Here is a 14,513-nt window from a genome sequence, read left to right as displayed (position 1 = left end):
CCGTTTTAGCCGGAAAAAGTTTACAGCATCTCGTCGAACCATCGGCTGATCTCCCGCAGGCGCGCCAGCCGGTTGCGCGGCTTGCCGCTGCGGCTCAGCTCGTGATTTTCCCCGTGGAAGAAGCACATCCGGCAGGGCACGCCCAACACTTTCATCGCCGTAAACATCTGGAACGACTGGCTGGCCTCGCAGCGGAAGTCGTCAGACGACTGAATGAGCAGCAGAGGCGTCTTCGCGTTCGCCGCGTACTTGAGCGGCGAATCGTCCCACGGGCCGGGCCTGCCGTCCCACGGCAGCCCTACGTGCTGATCTTCCACGTAGTAGTAGCCGATGTCGCAGCTGCCGAACTTGGACACCCAGTTGCTGATCGGCCGCTGGGCGCAGGCCGCCTTGAACCGATCCGTGTGGGTCACCATCCAGTTGACCATGAACCCGCCGTACGAACCGCCGGCGACGCCAAGCCGATCGGAATCCACAAACGGCAGATGAGCCGCGCACCACTCGGCAAACGCCATCAGGTCGCCGTAGTCAGTGACGCCGTACGCCCCCCGAATATCGTCAAAATCGTTTCCACGGCCGTCGCTGCCCCGCGGGTTCGTGAAAATCACGCCGTACCCCTGAGCGGCCCAGCATTGCATCTCGTGGAAGAACACGTCGCCGTAAACTCCCCGCGGGCCGCCGTGAATGTTCAGGATCGTCGGGTACTTTTTCCCCGGCTGGCAGTTCAGCGGCTCAATGTACCAGCCGTCGAGCGTCACGTCGCCTGACTGAACTGAAACGTAGTGCGCCGGCTGCACCTGAAGCTCACTCAAAATTGCGTCGTTAAAGTGGGACAGCCGCCGGACGCCCGAGCCGTTCAGAACGTAAAGCTCCTGCAGGCCGTTCGGCTCCATCCCGACGAACGCCGTGACGCCCGATCGGACGCAGAACGAATCCACAGACGACAGGTCGGTCAGCCGGCTGCTCGAACCGTCGGCGTTTAGCCGGAAAAGGAAGCTTCGGAACCCTTCGGTGGAACAGTAAACCAGGCCGAGCCCGTCGTCGAAGAACTCGCCCGTCTGATCGGCCTGGCCGTACCGGCAGTCCGAGCCAACCGTGCTGTGAAGGCCGGTGTCGAGCGTCGGGCTCAGAGGCGTCAAAGCGCTGTCGGCCAGCTTGAAAAACGTCGGGTTCTTGTGGACTCCGCGGTCCGCGCGGTCGCACCCGGTCGCGATCACGTCGTCTCCATGCCAGCCGGCGGACGAAAAGGACATCGCGAGGCCTTCGGTCAAATCTCGCGACGTCCCGTCGGCCAGATCAAACAGGCAGACGCTGTTCGTCTGGGGCTTCACGTCGGTAAAAGAGCAGCCCACGGCGAGGACTTGGCTGAAGTCGTCCTTCATCGTGCAGCTTGCCAAGTCGAACGTCTCGTCGGTCAGCCGCTTCCAAGTCCCGGATTGAGGGGCATAAACGCCTAAGCCGGTCCGTTCCGAACCGATGTACCCTTGGCCGTTCGCAAGGAACGGCAGCTGGTCAAAAATCTGATAGTTGGCCTCATCCGGGTTCTCAATTGACGGAACCCAGCGGGCCCGAACGAGGAAACGCCCGTCAGGCAGCTCCCAGACGGCCCCGGCCTTCTGGGGCAGGGAAAAGAGACGTTGGGCCTCCCCGCCTTCGAGAGAAAGCCGGTAAAAGACCGTCCCCTCGTCGTCGGTCCGCTCGGAAGCGAAGACGAGCGACGAGCCGTCCGGGCTCCAGCAGAAAAACTTTTCTCTTCCTGAAAAGGTCATCTGCCGAAGAACGCCGTCGCTGAGGCGGCACGTCCAAATGTTTGACTCGTAACGGTTTGACTCCTTGTCTGCCCGGTGAACCAAAAAGGCGATCGTCCCGCCGTCGGGCGAAACGGCCGGTCGGGAAAGGAAACGAAAAGAAAGCAGATCATCACGCTGCACAGCTCTGGCCAAAGGAACTCCTCCTTCGTCTTTGACAAGTCACAACAGCCTGATTATAGACCAACAGTCCGCTCCCTGCCGGCAGGCGAAAGCCGCTGAACCGTTGATTTTTAGCGGCGGCAGAGTATAATCAATATGTTAGTTAGAGCTAATTAAAGGAGCGTGTTCGCATGAAAAAGAGCGTCTTGGCAGTTCTGATGTGCGCGTCATTGTTGGCCGTTCCGGCCTTGGCAGTTGAGAGGGTCGCGGTGAACCCGGCAAACGGCAAAGAGCTTGGGCCTCGGGTCGCCCCGTCCACAGTCATCGCTGTGGCCACGTACGACGCAAACGGAAAGGCCGACGCGGCTCTCATCGATCGGTGGGGCATCGTCAGCAGCTCGCCGGCCCGCATCGGCGTGGCAGTCAACAAGAAGCGGGCCACCCATGACAACATCATGGCCTCCAAGTTTTTCACGGTGAACCTTCCCAGCGAGAAGTTCCTCGCCGAGATGGACTTCTTCGGCAATCACAGCCTGAAAAAGCTCCCCGACTTGGACAAGTTCGCCGTCACTGGCGTCAAGACCGAGAAGGCTGAAACGGTCAACGCCCCCTGCTTGGTGGACTTCCCTGTCACCATGGAATGTGAAGTTGAAGAGGCGTTCGACGGCGGATCCCACACGTTCTTCATCGCCAAAGTCAACAAAACGTGGATCGATAAGAACTGTATCGACCCGACCAGCGGCGAGCTGAAGCCCGAAGCCATGAAGCTCTTCCTCTACTGGCCCGGAACCGGCAAGTACTACCACGTCGGCGACGTGCTGGGAACCCCTGGCGAAGCTCTGAAGGCTAAGTTTGAGAAGCAGGAGTAGGACGTCTTTTTAAAAGACAAAAGCAGAGCGCCCCGCGTTTAGCGGGGCGCTCTGCTTCGTTTCGTTTTCTCCTAAAAAAGAAACGGCTCTTCGAGAAATAGAAGAACCAACGGGGCTCCAATTGCCCACAGGGACCTCTAGTCACGAAGAGCCGCTTTCTGATGCAAGAATAGCACGCCCCGCCAGTTTGTCAAGGGAACAGGCGGGGAATACGCAACTCAGTCAATAAACAACGGCACGGTCATAGCCAATCCAAGCGCGTGAAAGACGACCGCCCCGTCCGCCCGCGTCAAAGAGCCAGACAAAGCCTTGGCTAAAGCGGTCTTTGGAAAGCCGAAACATCGTAACGAACCGCAGTCCTGTTTGCGTTGTGTCCGCCTAGGCTGCCTGTCCAGCAGAAAACGCGAGCGCCCCGCCGAAGGCGGGGCGCTCTGTTTGTGCCGTGTCTTAAAAATCACGGTGGGCCATCGTGGCGTCGTAGGTCTTGCGGTCTTTGAACTCTTCCTTCTTGCCTTTATTCCACTGGGAAACGGGAGTAAGGAAACCGACGACCCGAGAGTACACTTCACACTTTGTGCGCTTTTCTTCCATGATAAGTCCTCCTTCAATAGACGATCTGATGATCGATCGAAATTGATGTATTCGCTAGATGGCAGACCGAAGAACGACCGGTCCTTCCATCAGCGACGCTAATCGGTCGCGAAACGCGGCCAATTCGCTCGGGGTAAAGGGGCGGGCGCCCCGGAACGGGGCGGCCAGTACCGTTTCGACGGGCCGAAACGCCTGAAGGTAGAGCGGCCCGCGGACCAAAAATTGGGCGTATTCGTCCATGCTGTCGACGGTGTGAATGCCCGGAACGAGGGTGAGCCGAAACTCGTGCGGAAGGCGCCGAGTCTGCTCGATGGCCTGACGGAGCGTTTCCAGCTGGACGGTTGTCCCGGCGGCGAGTCGGTAGGCCGACGGCGCGGCTTTGACGTCCATGGCGATGTAGTCGACGAGTTTTTTGTCGATCAGGTCGGCCATCATTGCCGGGTGGCTTCCGTTGGTGTCAAGTTTGACTTTCAGCCCCATGTCTTTGATTCGGAGGATGAACTCCGGCAGGTCGCGGTGGATTGTCGGCTCGCCGCCGGTGACCACGACGCCGTCCAGCAGGCGTTTTCGACTGGCGAGGAACGAGAAGAAGTCCTCTTCGTCCAGCAGGTCCGACGACTGGTCGACCAACGGGCCGTTATGACACCATGGGCAGCGGAAGTTGCAACCGAGGGTGAAAACCGTCGCAGCGACGAGTCCGGGGTAGTCGATGAGAGAGGTCCTCTGCAGTCCTCCGATGAGCATTTAGTCGCCGGCGCTGCAGGAGCAGCAGGCTGCCTCCTGTGCGGCAAGCTCGGCGTCGCAGATGGGGCAGTATTCGTGTTCGCCCGGAATGTAGCCGTGAATCGGACAGATAGAGAACGTGGGCGTGATGGTGAAGTACGGCAGCCGATAGTTTTCGGCGATTTTCCGAACGAGCCGTCGGACGGTCGCCCCGTCGGTGACCCGCTCGCCCAGAAAGCCGTGGAGGACCGTGCCGCCGGTGTAGATGGTCTGGAGTTCGTCCTGCATCTCAAGGGCTTCAAAGATGTCGTCGGTTGAGCCGACGGGAAGCTGGGACGAGTTGGTGTAGTACGGCTCGGCGCCGTCTTCCAGCATGTGGCGGTGATTGGCGCAGATGACCTGTCCGCCGAATTGATCCCGGTCGGCCTTGGCGAACCGGTAGGTGACGCCCTCGGCCGGCGTGGCTTCCAAGTTGTACAGGTTGCCGGTCTCCAGCTGGTAGGTTCTCATCCGTTCCTTCATGTGGTTCATGATCGAAGCGGCCAGTTTGATTCCCTCGCGGCTCGTCAGGTCTTTGCCGCACAGGTTGAGCAGGCACTCGTTCATGCCGTTGATGCCGATGGTGTTGAAGTGGTTGTTCCAGTAGTGGCCCGACGCCTTTTTGACGCTCCGCAGGTAGTGCTTGGAGTAGGGGTACAGGTTGGCGTCGGTAAGGCGCTCCAAGACTTTCCGCTTGATCTCGAGGCTGTCGCGGGCCGTGTCCATCAGGTCGTCCAGCCGGGCGAGCAGGTCGTCGGTTCCCTTGGAGAGGAATCCCAGCCGGGGCATGTTGATGGTCACAACGCCGATGGATCCGGTCATGGGGTTGGAGCCGAAGAGCCCGCCGCCGCGCTTGCGCAGTTCCCGGTTGTCCAGCCGGAGCCGGCAGCACATGGATCGGGCGTCGTCGGGGTTCATGTCCGAGTTGATGAAGTTGGAGAAGTACGGGATGCCGTATTTGGCGGTCATCTCCCATACCGGGTCAAGGACCGGGTTGTCCCAGTTGAAGTCGCTGGTCAGGTTGTAGGTGGGGATGGGGAAGGGGAACACCTTTCCGGAGGCGTCGCCGCCCAGCATGACTTCGGCAAACGCCCGGTTGATCATGTCCATTTCCCGCTGGAAGTCGCCGTACGTGGCGTCGATGGGCTCGCCGCCGATGATGGCCGGCAGTTTAGCCAGCGCCTTGGGCGCGGTTAGGTCCATGGTGATGTTGGTGAACGGCGTCTGGAAGCCGACGCGGGTCGGGACGTTCAGGTTGAAGACGAACTCCTGAATGCACTGGACGACGCTCTCATAGGGGAGCTTGTCCGCGGCGACAAACGGCGCCAGATAGGTGTCGAAGTTGGCAAACGCCTGAGCGCCGGCCGCTTCGCCTTGGAGCGTGTAGAAGAAGTTGACGATCTGCCCCAAAAGTGAGCGCAGGTGCCGCGCCGGCTTGGAGCCGACCTTTGTGGTGACGCCGCCGAATCCGACCGTGAGAAGGTCCATCAGGTCCCAGCCGCAGCAGTACACCGACAGGTTGCTCAGGTCGTGAATATGAAGCGAGCCTGAGGTGTGAAGGTCCCGTATCTTGGGCGTGTAGATCTCGTTCAGCCAGTACTGGGCGGTGATCTCCGAGGCGATGTAATTGTTCAGCCCCTGGAGCGAGTAGCTCATGTTGCTGTTCTCGTTGACTTTCCAGTCGATGTTGTCCAGATAACGGTTCACTAGGTCGGCCGCGCCGCCCAAAAGCTCTTTGGTGTCCCGGATCCGGGCTCTCTGACGGCGGTACAGGATATAGGCTTTAGCGACCTCGGCGTAGTCGTTTTCGATGAGAATCCGCTCGACCAGATCTTGAATCTGTTCGACCGACGGGATAGAGTCGTGGTCGTAAAATATGGCCAGATAGGACTCCACCTGACGGGTGACGTTCTCTCCGATCGACGGATCCGACGATCCGACCGCCGCCGCGGCCTTCATCACGGCCACGCGGATCTTTTCCCGATCAAACAGGACCTGACTTCCGTCGCGCTTGAAAATGTAACGAATGAGCATGGCGCTTTCCTCCCACTGCGATGTCTCCATATATGTGGCGATTGCAGAAACACTATACCATATATATAGTGTTTCGCAAGGGGGAAGATGTTACTGGTTGAAAATGACTCCGATGATGCCGACGGCCAGCAGGAGGTCAACGAGGGCGTGGAACGGCCGCTTGGCCCGGAAGAAGCGGACCGACAGGGCGAGGAAGACGGCGGCGCAGAACCACAGGATGAGTTTGGCAGCTGACATGGAAGATCCTCCTTGTATCTGTTTTTTCGCTCCGACGGGAGGCGACGGGCGGTATTTCTCAAGCATTCTAACGGTTGTTCGGCGGTTCGATATCGATACAATATAATAAAAAGAAACGTACGAACTGCGCAGGGGCACTTTAAGTTGTCCCGATCATCGAATGACAGACTCAAAGGAGATGGGAAAATGAAGCGATGGTTTATTCTGGCGGTTGCGCTGTTTGCCTCGGCCGTGCCGGCGTTTGCGTCGTCGGATATGAAGGCGGCGCCTCAGACGGCTTTGGAGTGGGGCGACGCGATGACCGACGCGTTCCGCTCTTCTTTTTTAGGAGCTAAGTCACTGACCGCTTCGGTCGACGCGTCCGATCAGGGGTTGGGAGAGGGGCACGCCTCAAAAGTGTACCTGGGAGTTAAAGGGTATTCGATCGACAACGTGGTCTATGACGACCTGATGATCGAGCTGAGAGACGTGACCTTTTCGGCCAACGGGAGCAGCCTGCTGATCAAGTCGATCGGCGGCGGGTCTCTGACCGGGCGAATCAGTCGGGAAGGTTTCGTCGCCAAGGTGGGGCGGGACTTTCCGCGGCTGAGCGTGAACAAGTCGATGTTTACCGAGCACACGATCGGCCTGTGGGGCGTGTACAGCCGGAAGGCGATGATCCCGCTGAGAGCGACGGTGCATATGGACGGGAATTACGAGGTTCAGAACGGGTGCGGCGCGCTGAAGATCACCTCCGCGACCTGCGACAACGGTCTGGTGTCGGCCGACGCTGTCGCCAAGGCGACGGTCAAGGCGGCTCCGCGCATTTCGTTTGAGCACTTGGTCGTCCCGATGGCAGTTCAGTCGGTGAGCTTGGCTGACGACTCGATCAAGGTTCGGGCGGCCACGGGGCTGAAGTAAGGACGGCGCAGTGCGGGGCTTCGTGAGATGGCTCGCCGGGGCGGCTGCCGCGGTTTCTATTTCGTCCGTCGCCTGGGCGGTCGTGCCGCAGAGGTTTGACGCGTCCGGCGAGGTCGTTCAATACCTGAAGAGCACGGGCAGCGTTCAGACGCTGACCTGGGGGTACTATCGAGGCTGCTGAGGCGAACCGGCGACGGCTCTGGTAGAGTCGGGGAAACCTGAGGCGGCCATGGATATGTACGATCCGGTCTCTTGGAACGGCATGACGGTGTACGTGCGTCGGACGATGAAGTTTGCCGGCGGCGTGGCCCATTTGGTGCTGTTTGAGTACCGGCGTCAGAAATTCGTCAAGTGCACGTCGGTTCTGGACTGATCGTTACGTTGGAACGTTAAAAGGGCCGCCGCCCGCGTTACGCGGGCGGCGGCCCTTTTATGTTCTGCTAGACTTCGCGGGCACGCGCCGGTTAATCTTCAAACAAGCTCTTGCTGGAGAAGTGCGGGTCGCTCGTCAGGTTGACGTTCAGCTTGCGCAGCGCGCTCTCGTCGGCCGGGCTGGGAATATGGGACGTGTGAACTTCCCTGTTGCGGAGTTTGGGAAGCTGAGCGACCGCCGCCTCGGCGACCGGGTTGACCGTGCCGCTCAGGCTGAGGGCGATGAGCGTCTCGTCAAGGTTCATGGTCAGCTTCGTCCCGCCGAGGATCTCTTTTTTGAAGTGGGCCAGCGAGTGAATGAGCGAGGCAGGCAGGAGGTCGATCGAGTCCGGGATGCCGGCCAGCGTCTTGATGGCGTTGAGAACCGCCGCCGCTTCGGCGTGAAGCAGCGGGGAGTTCTTGCCCGTGACGATCGAGCCGTCGGGAAGTTCGATGGCGCAGCCGGTATAGATGCCGTCGGAGCCTTTGCCCTTGGCTCGGGCCTCCTTGGCGGCCTCTCGGGCAGGAATGACGACCGCCCGGTCTTCGGGCTGGAGCCCCAGCTCCTTCATGATGAGTTCGACGCGCTGGACGACCTCATCGTCGGTGATTCCTTGGGCGCACTCGCAGGAGTAGCGGAAGTACCGCCGGACGATTTCGTCGCAGGAGGCCCGGCGGACCACGTCGTCGTCCACGATGCCGAAGCCGATCCGGTTGACCCCCATGTCGGTGGGCGAACGGTAGAACGAGTCCTGTCCGGTGATTCGCTGGAGGATTCGCTGAAGGATTGGGAACGCTTCCAAGTCGCGGTTGTAGTTGACCGTTTTCTGGTCGTACGCTTCCAGGTGGAAGTGGTCGATCAGGTTGACGTCGCCTAAGTCAGCGGTGGCTGCCTCGTAGGCCAAGTTCAGCGGGTGCTTGAGGGGCATGTTCCACACCGGGAAGCTCTCGTACTTGGCGTATCCCGCCTGAACGCCCCGCCGGTGCTCGTGATACAGCTGGCTGAGACAGGTGGCGAGCTTCCCGCTACCCGGGCCGGGCGCTGTGACGACGACGATGGGCTTGGTGGTGGGCACGTACGAGTTGGCCCCGTAGCCTTCGTCGCTGACGATCGTCTCAAGGTCGGTCGGGTAGCCTTTCGTCATCCGGTGGGTGTAGACTCTCACGCCCCGGTGTTCTAGCCGGCGGCGGAACAGGTCGGCGGTCGGCTGGCCTTCGTAGCGGTTAATGACGACGCCCGCCACAGTCAGCCCCTGCTCGCCGAACCGGTCAATGAGCCGAAGCACGTCGGCGTCGTAGGTTATCCCGAAGTCGGCGCGGATTTTCTTGCGCTCGATATCGCCGGCGTACAGGCAGATGATGATTTCTGCCATATCCCGAAAGCCGCCCAGCAGCCGCATCTTTACGTCTGGGTCAAAGCCGGGCAGGACGCGGGCCGCGTGGAGATCCGAGGTGAGTTTGCCGCCGAACTCCAAGTACAGCTTCCCGCCGATGCGTTCGCGCCGCTGCTTGATGGCAGCGGTCTGCTCGGCTAGGTACTTCTCGTTGTCAAAACCCCGTACGTTCAGCATTTGACTGAATCAGCTGCGGCCGCAACAGAACTTGTATTTCTTTCCGCTGCCGCAGGGGCATGGGTCGTTGCGGCCGACCTTGGGCGTGTCGCGGACGTACGTCTCGCCGACGATGTCGCCGTCCTCGAAAAACCACTTGCCGTCGTGCCGCAGGAACGAGGCCCGCTCGTGGTGGTCAACTTTCTTGCCCTCGATTTCAAAGCTGGCTACAAATTCCACCGTGCCGCGGTTGTCCTTGGGACCGCCGGCGTCGGTGTGGAGGATCTTCAGGCCCAGCCAATGGGCGGACTGGGACCACTCTTTTGTGGCCTCTTCGCTGACTGACTCTCGGGTCTTCGGGTCGTGGGTGTTCAGCACGTACTCGACGTTGCCGGTGGCGTACGCGGTGTACCGCGCCCGCATCAGCTCCTCGGCGGTCGCAGGGGAAGCGCCGTCGTCGATGAACCGGCCGCAGCACGCCGTGTAGTATCGTCCGGAACCGCAGGGACATTCGCTCATGATTGGAAACTCCTTTCAGCTTCGAGAAACTCTTCGTTTTGAATGCAAAAAGGCCTCGTTCGGAGACATCGTTCCGACCGAGGCCCTTTTATATTATAGTCAGGTGTCCGCAAAAGTGAAGCGTCATCCACGGCATGAAGTCGACGGACCGTTGCTGTGATAAGATAAAAACATTCGAACGTGAGGCGGTATTCGGGGAGGTCTTGCCATGAACGGAGTGGGAGCGTCGCCGGGAATTGCTGTCGGACGGGTGTACCTTGACTGGAAAGAGCAGGTTGAAATCGATCGGGAGTTCGTTGACGACGTCGAAGCTGAGCTGGAGCGTCTCGACTTGGCGATCGAGACCGTGGCTGGCGAGATGTCGGCCCTCTGCCAAACCTTTCCTGAAGGCGGGGAGGAAGCGGGCGTCGCGCCGGGGACAATGCTCCGGGACGGCGAGTTCATCGGTCAGATCAAGGGGTGGATTATCACTGAAAACGTGAACGCCCCGTGGGCCGTCAAGGTGACAGCCGACAAGTTCGTTCAGGTCTTCGAGAACATGGACAACGACGACCTGAAGGCCCGGGCCGACGACGTGAAAGACGTGGCTTCCAGACTGTGCCGGCTGCTCCTTCACGTGTCAGGCCCTCTGCTGATCAGCCGGGCAAACGAGCCGATTGTGCTGGTATGCCGTCAGCTCGACAAGGGGCACCAGACCATGCTCCAGCGAGGCGTGTTCGCCGGGGTCGTCTGCCAGAAGGACACGTACTACTCTCACGGCGTCATCTCCGCTCGGAACTGTCACGTGCCAACGGTCATCTCCGTTGATGAGATCGCCGATCTCGCCGAGACCGGCGACCCGGTTATCCTTGACGGGACGACGGGAGAGGTGATCCTCAACCCGTCGGAAGACGACCGCGCGGCCTTCGCCCAGCGGGCCGCCCGCCGCGAGGAGTTCGAGCGGCAGCTGTCCAAGCTGAAAGGACATCCGGCCCGAAGCCGGGACGGGACGCTCTGCACGGTTCACGGCAATGTGGCAGACCTAGCTGACGTGGACACTCTGGCCGATCTGGGCGGCGGCGGTATCGGGCTGTACCGGACCGAATACCTGTACCTGTCAAAGAACCGTCTGCCTACCTGCGGAGAGCAGTACGGCGATTACCGGCGGGCTCTTTTGGCCATGACTGGCTGTCCTGTCATCTTTCGGACCCTTGACATCGGCGGCGACCGGATCCCAGACTACTTGGCCGTTCCAAAAGAGACCAATCCGGCGCTGGGGCATCGGGCGATCCGCTATTCCCTGTCGAGAAGCGATATTTTCAGGGAGCAGCTTCGGGCGCTGCTGCGGGCCAGCGGCGACGGGGACTTAGGCATCATGCTGCCGCTGGTGACCTCTGTGGAGGAAGTCCGAGCCGCCCGGGCCGTTCTGGAGGACTTGAAAAACGAGCTGCGCCGGGAGGACAAGCAGTTCAACCCGGAAGTGTCCTTGGGCGTGATGGTTGAAACGCCGGCCGCCGCGCTGACCGCGGACGTGCTGGCGCGGGAGAGCGACTTTTTGAGCATCGGCAGCAACGACTTGGTTCAGTACACGTTGGCCGCTGACCGGGCGAACGGGTCGTTGGGGAACCTTTATTCGCCGTTTGCTCCGGCGGTGCTGCGGCTCATCAAGATGGTCATCGACGCCGGAGACGCGGCCGGAACGCCGGTTCACCTGTGCGGCGAAATGGCCGGAGTTCCCACGCTGATTCCTGTCCTGTTCGGCATGGGGCTGCGTCACTTCAGCGTCAACCCGACGAGCCTGCTTCGGACGAACTGGGTCATCACCCAGCTGGAAGACCGGCAGGCCGAAGAGTGGGCACGTCAGGTTTTGGGCATGGGAAGCGAAACCGACGTCCGTCGGTTTTGCGAGGAGACGTTCGGCCAGTTCTGCCGGACCGAGTAGACGATTTAAGGAGGACACCTGATGAAAAAGCGCCGCGCCGGTTTCAGTTTTGTTGAACTTCTGATAGCGCTCGCCATCATGGCGGCATTGGCCAGTACGATGCTTTTGACCCTTGGAGGCGGAACGGACAAGGCGGAAGCGACGCGTATCGCCAGCGACCTGCAGAGCATCCGTGCTGCCGCGCTGCTGTACGTCTCTGACAAGGCTGGAACGGACGACGCTGGCAAAGTTCCTACTCTCGCGGCGCTTGAGCCGTACCTTCACGGCGGGACCAAGCTGACGCAGGTGAACGGGGCATACAAGCTCTTTCCCTCGGCTGGGACGGCGTCTGACAAGTGGTTTATCGGGTACTCGGGGATTACACCGTCGTCCGGCGTGGCACAAAAATTGGCCCTTCAGGCTGCTGCTCTGGACCTGCTGGGCGGCGACGGCTCATCGGAGCCGACTGCCCAGTTTCAGGCGTCTGAAGCGACGGTCTGGCTGAGAATCCTCTAGACAGTTTAGGGGTCATCCCGACGTTCCGTTTTTGCTATAATCACGGCGGCTTTTTCTAACGCCGCGGAGGTAAATGATATGGTCAACGTGGTGAACGGTGAATCGTTCTGGTGGTACATTACGCTTCAGGCCCCTAAGGGACACGAGGAGGTTCTCGCGTCGCTGGCCGAGGCGTCAGGTTGTTTGGGAAGCGAGGACACCAGCCGGGGAGAAAACGCCCAGCTGCAGATCTATTATCGAAGCTCGAAAGACCTCGGCGCTTGGCTCGAGAGGCTTTCGGGATTGATGGACTGCTGGCCTGAGGTGTCAATTCGGGATATGGGGCGAATCGAGAACAGACCGTGGCATACCGAGTGGATGGACGCGTTTCCGCCGCTCAACGTGGGAAACCGGCTCACCGTCATGGCGCCGTGGCACAGCGAGGGCTTTTCGCCGTCCAGCGGCCGGATCCCGCTGTACATTTACCCCGGTTCGTCGTTTGGCACAGGGTATCACGAGAGCACTCAGTCCGTCCTGTCGCTCTTAGAGCGGGCAATTCGGCCCGGCGACGTGGCAGCTGACATCGGCTGCGGTTCGGCTATTCTCTCCATCGCCGCGGTCAAGCTGGGGGCCTCCAAGGTCTACGCCAGAGACTTGGACCCGTCAGTGGTGGACGAAGCGCTTCACAACTCGCGGGACTTGAACGACATCCCCCCCGAAAAGATCGCCGTCGAGGTGGGCGACCTGCTCAAGGGGTTTGACCGAAAAGTCGATCTCCTGATGGCGAATATCCTTTTCGAGCCTCTTTGTGAAATGCTGCCGGACGTCTCGAAGGTCCTTCGAGAGGGCGGGCGGGCGATCTTCTCCGGCATGCTCATCGCCGAAGGGGAAGAGTTCAAAAAGCTTTTCCCGTCAGCCGGTCTGAAACTGGTGGACGAAATTCACTGCGGAGACTGGTGTGGACTGTGGGCGGAGGCCTCTTCGTGAGCCTCGCCGGGACGGCGGTCAGAATCGAATTTCTCGGGTGCCGGGTGAACGCAGCTGAAGCGGAGGCTCTGGCCTCCGCTTTTTTGTCTGCCGGCGCGTCGGTCGCTTCCGATGGGCCGTTCGACGTCGGAATCGTCGTCACCTGTTCTATTACCGCGATGGCGGACAGGAAAAGCCGTCAGCTCATCGGACGCCTGCGGCGGCGTTGCCCGCGGGCGCTTCTCGTCGCGTCCGGCTGCTGGGCCCAAGGGGCTGACGAGGCGTTGGCCAAAAAGCTGGGCATTGACCTGCTGGTGGGCAACGGGCATAAAGGCGAAATTCTCGCCCTCGTGGAGCGGGAGCTCTCCTTCCGGACGTCCGAATCTTCCTTTTACGCGCTGAGAAGCCCGCTGGCCGGCGTTTGGGACGAACTGGACGAGCGGACGTCGGTCGCCCACAGCCGGGCGTTCATCAAGGTGCAGGACGGCTGTGACTGCCGGTGCAGTTACTGCATCGTCCCGTCGCTGAGAGGCCCGTCGGTGAGCCGGCCTCTTGAGCGAACCGTTGCCGAGGCGCGGCGGCTTGTCGAAGCGGGACGAACCGAACTCGTTTTGACTGGCGTTCACCTCGGACAATGGGGAAAGGAAAGCGGACGTGGCCTTGCCGATTTAATTGAGGCGGTGGGAAACGTTCCCGGCCTGAAGCGGCTGCGGCTCGGCTCGCTGGAGCCGTTTGGCATTGACGAACGGGACATTGACGCCATGGCGTCTCTGACTGTCTTTGCCCCGCATCTTCATCTGCCGCTGCAGAGCGGCGACGACGGGGTGCTTCGCCGGATGCGCCGACCGGGAACGAGCGGACAGTTCCTTGAACTGGTCAAAAAACTTCGGCGCGCGCTTGGCGACGGTCTGCACGTTTCGACCGACGTGATGGTCGCCTTTCCCGGCGAGACTGACGAGGCGTTTGCCCGGACGCTAGAAGTCCTGCAGGAGGCTCGGATTGGACGGATACACGGCTTCATCTTTTCGATCAGGCCCGGAACGCCGGCGGCTCGGTTCCCCGATCAGGTTGACCGCCAAACCGGGAAGCGGCGGCTGGAAGAACTTGAGCGATTGGGCCGTCTTCTGCTGGACGAGCAGGCCGCGCGGTCGCTGGGGCGGAGCGTCGTCGTGTACGCCGAGCGGGGAGGAAAGGGCGCGCCGTCGGGGTACACGGGCGACTACATTGAAGTTCACCTGCCCGCTTCGTACGAAAGGGACAAGTGGTGCACGGTTCAGCCGATTTGGAAGGAAGACGGCGTTTTGTATCTTGAGCGCCCAAACGAGACGAACCGGCCCGAAGCGGACGGACCCAAAAATTAGCCCGAATG

General features: G+C 60.6%; 15 protein-coding genes. 8 read left to right on the top strand and 7 right to left on the bottom strand.

All coding sequences use genetic code 11. The features are described 5' to 3' along the window. Positions 1–20: 20 nt before the first annotated feature. A complete protein-coding gene (locus JONANDRAFT_RS06230) occupies positions 21–1,943 on the bottom strand; it encodes a S9 family peptidase (protein ID WP_008523216.1) in 1,923 nt (640 codons plus the stop codon). 158 nt (positions 1,944–2,101) lie between these two features. Between JONANDRAFT_RS06230 and JONANDRAFT_RS06225 the strand changes: the two genes are divergently transcribed. Then, positions 2,102–2,779 (top strand): flavin reductase family protein, encoded by a 678-nt coding sequence (locus tag JONANDRAFT_RS06225; protein ID WP_008523215.1) that lies wholly within the window; start codon positions 2,102–2,104, stop codon positions 2,777–2,779. A gap of 447 nt (positions 2,780–3,226) precedes the next feature. Here the strand turns inward: JONANDRAFT_RS06225 and nrdD are convergent, their stop codons facing one another. The 4 genes from nrdD to JONANDRAFT_RS08200 all read right to left on the bottom strand — a co-directional run bounded on the left by nrdD (position 3,227) and on the right by JONANDRAFT_RS08200 (position 6,403). After that, positions 3,227–3,370 (bottom strand): anaerobic ribonucleoside-triphosphate reductase, encoded by a 144-nt coding sequence (gene nrdD / locus JONANDRAFT_RS08205; RefSeq protein WP_008521707.1) that lies wholly within the window; start codon positions 3,368–3,370, stop codon positions 3,227–3,229. 54 nt (positions 3,371–3,424) lie between these two features. Beyond that, positions 3,425–4,114 (bottom strand): anaerobic ribonucleoside-triphosphate reductase activating protein, encoded by a 690-nt coding sequence (locus JONANDRAFT_RS06215; RefSeq protein WP_008521706.1) that lies wholly within the window; start codon positions 4,112–4,114, stop codon positions 3,425–3,427. Then, positions 4,115–6,166, bottom strand: a complete 2,052-nt coding sequence (locus JONANDRAFT_RS06210; protein ID WP_008523214.1) for a ribonucleoside triphosphate reductase — start codon at positions 6,164–6,166, stop codon at positions 4,115–4,117. 90 nt (positions 6,167–6,256) lie between these two features. Next, the gene (locus JONANDRAFT_RS08200; RefSeq protein WP_008523212.1) at positions 6,257–6,403 is read right to left on the bottom strand and encodes a hypothetical protein; all 147 of its coding nucleotides are present in this window, start codon (positions 6,401–6,403) and stop codon (positions 6,257–6,259) included. Positions 6,404–6,589: 186 nt separating this feature from the next. Here JONANDRAFT_RS08200 and JONANDRAFT_RS06205 point away from each other — a divergent pair, with 186 nt between their 5' ends. Genes JONANDRAFT_RS06205 through JONANDRAFT_RS08195 form a run of 3 tightly spaced genes read left to right on the top strand, consistent with a single transcriptional unit; the run spans position 6,590 to position 7,676 of the window. Next, positions 6,590–7,303, top strand: coding sequence for a hypothetical protein (locus JONANDRAFT_RS06205; protein WP_008521703.1), 714 nt, complete (start codon positions 6,590–6,592; stop codon positions 7,301–7,303). Between the two features lie 22 nt (positions 7,304–7,325). After that, entirely contained in the window at positions 7,326–7,484 is a 159-nt protein-coding gene (locus JONANDRAFT_RS06200; RefSeq protein WP_233417395.1) for a phosphonate ABC transporter substrate-binding protein, read from the top strand. 54 nt (positions 7,485–7,538) lie between these two features. Further along, entirely contained in the window at positions 7,539–7,676 is a 138-nt protein-coding gene (locus JONANDRAFT_RS08195; RefSeq protein ID WP_008523210.1) for a hypothetical protein, read from the top strand. A gap of 91 nt (positions 7,677–7,767) precedes the next feature. Here the strand turns inward: JONANDRAFT_RS08195 and JONANDRAFT_RS06195 are convergent, their stop codons facing one another. Beyond that, positions 7,768–9,285 (bottom strand): DUF1846 domain-containing protein, encoded by a 1,518-nt coding sequence (locus JONANDRAFT_RS06195; RefSeq protein ID WP_008521700.1) that lies wholly within the window; start codon positions 9,283–9,285, stop codon positions 7,768–7,770. 9 nt (positions 9,286–9,294) lie between these two features. Then, a complete protein-coding gene (locus JONANDRAFT_RS06190) occupies positions 9,295–9,783 on the bottom strand; it encodes a YchJ family protein (RefSeq protein ID WP_008521699.1) in 489 nt (162 codons plus the stop codon). A 208-nt stretch (positions 9,784–9,991) separates the two neighbouring features. Here JONANDRAFT_RS06190 and ptsP point away from each other — a divergent pair, with 208 nt between their 5' ends. The 4 genes from ptsP to JONANDRAFT_RS06170 all read left to right on the top strand — a co-directional run bounded on the left by ptsP (position 9,992) and on the right by JONANDRAFT_RS06170 (position 14,505). Further along, complete coding sequence (gene ptsP, locus JONANDRAFT_RS06185) at positions 9,992–11,704, top strand: phosphoenolpyruvate--protein phosphotransferase (protein WP_008523208.1); 1,713 nt, start codon at positions 9,992–9,994, stop codon at positions 11,702–11,704. A gap of 21 nt (positions 11,705–11,725) precedes the next feature. Beyond that, a complete protein-coding gene (locus JONANDRAFT_RS06180) occupies positions 11,726–12,199 on the top strand; it encodes a prepilin-type N-terminal cleavage/methylation domain-containing protein (protein ID WP_008523207.1) in 474 nt (157 codons plus the stop codon). A 78-nt stretch (positions 12,200–12,277) separates the two neighbouring features. Beyond that, a complete protein-coding gene (locus tag JONANDRAFT_RS06175; protein ID WP_008521695.1) occupies positions 12,278–13,165 on the top strand; it encodes a 50S ribosomal protein L11 methyltransferase in 888 nt (295 codons plus the stop codon). Further along, a complete protein-coding gene (locus JONANDRAFT_RS06170; RefSeq protein ID WP_008523206.1) occupies positions 13,162–14,505 on the top strand; it encodes a MiaB/RimO family radical SAM methylthiotransferase in 1,344 nt (447 codons plus the stop codon). The genes JONANDRAFT_RS06175 and JONANDRAFT_RS06170 overlap by 4 nt, the downstream gene beginning before the upstream one ends. Positions 14,506–14,513: the final 8 nt, after the last annotated feature.

Source organism: Jonquetella anthropi DSM 22815, from assembly GCF_000237805.1.
Classification (GTDB): domain Bacteria; phylum Synergistota; class Synergistia; order Synergistales; family Dethiosulfovibrionaceae; genus Jonquetella; species Jonquetella anthropi.
Note: the sequence above shows the minus strand (reverse complement) of the source record. Positions and strands in the feature narration are given on the sequence as shown.

Excerpts from the sequence above, each read along its gene's own strand:
- JONANDRAFT_RS06225 (WP_008523215.1), top strand. The coding sequence starts at position 2,102 with ATGAAAAAGAGCGTCTTGGCAGTTCTGATGTGCGCGTCATTGTTGGCC.
- nrdD (WP_008521707.1), bottom strand. The coding sequence starts at position 3,370 with ATGGAAGAAAAGCGCACAAAGTGTGAAGTGTACTCTCGGGTCGTCGGT.
- JONANDRAFT_RS06215 (WP_008521706.1), bottom strand. The coding sequence starts at position 4,114 with ATGCTCATCGGAGGACTGCAGAGGACCTCTCTCATCGACTACCCCGGA.
- JONANDRAFT_RS06210 (WP_008523214.1), bottom strand. The coding sequence starts at position 6,166 with ATGCTCATTCGTTACATTTTCAAGCGCGACGGAAGTCAGGTCCTGTTT.
- JONANDRAFT_RS08200 (WP_008523212.1), bottom strand. The coding sequence starts at position 6,403 with ATGTCAGCTGCCAAACTCATCCTGTGGTTCTGCGCCGCCGTCTTCCTC.
- JONANDRAFT_RS06205 (WP_008521703.1), top strand. The coding sequence starts at position 6,590 with ATGAAGCGATGGTTTATTCTGGCGGTTGCGCTGTTTGCCTCGGCCGTG.
- JONANDRAFT_RS08195 (WP_008523210.1), top strand. The coding sequence starts at position 7,539 with ATGTACGATCCGGTCTCTTGGAACGGCATGACGGTGTACGTGCGTCGG.
- JONANDRAFT_RS06195 (WP_008521700.1), bottom strand. The coding sequence starts at position 9,285 with ATGCTGAACGTACGGGGTTTTGACAACGAGAAGTACCTAGCCGAGCAG.
- JONANDRAFT_RS06190 (WP_008521699.1), bottom strand. The coding sequence starts at position 9,783 with ATGAGCGAATGTCCCTGCGGTTCCGGACGATACTACACGGCGTGCTGC.
- ptsP (WP_008523208.1), top strand. The coding sequence starts at position 9,992 with ATGAACGGAGTGGGAGCGTCGCCGGGAATTGCTGTCGGACGGGTGTAC.
- JONANDRAFT_RS06180 (WP_008523207.1), top strand. The coding sequence starts at position 11,726 with ATGAAAAAGCGCCGCGCCGGTTTCAGTTTTGTTGAACTTCTGATAGCG.
- JONANDRAFT_RS06175 (WP_008521695.1), top strand. The coding sequence starts at position 12,278 with ATGGTCAACGTGGTGAACGGTGAATCGTTCTGGTGGTACATTACGCTT.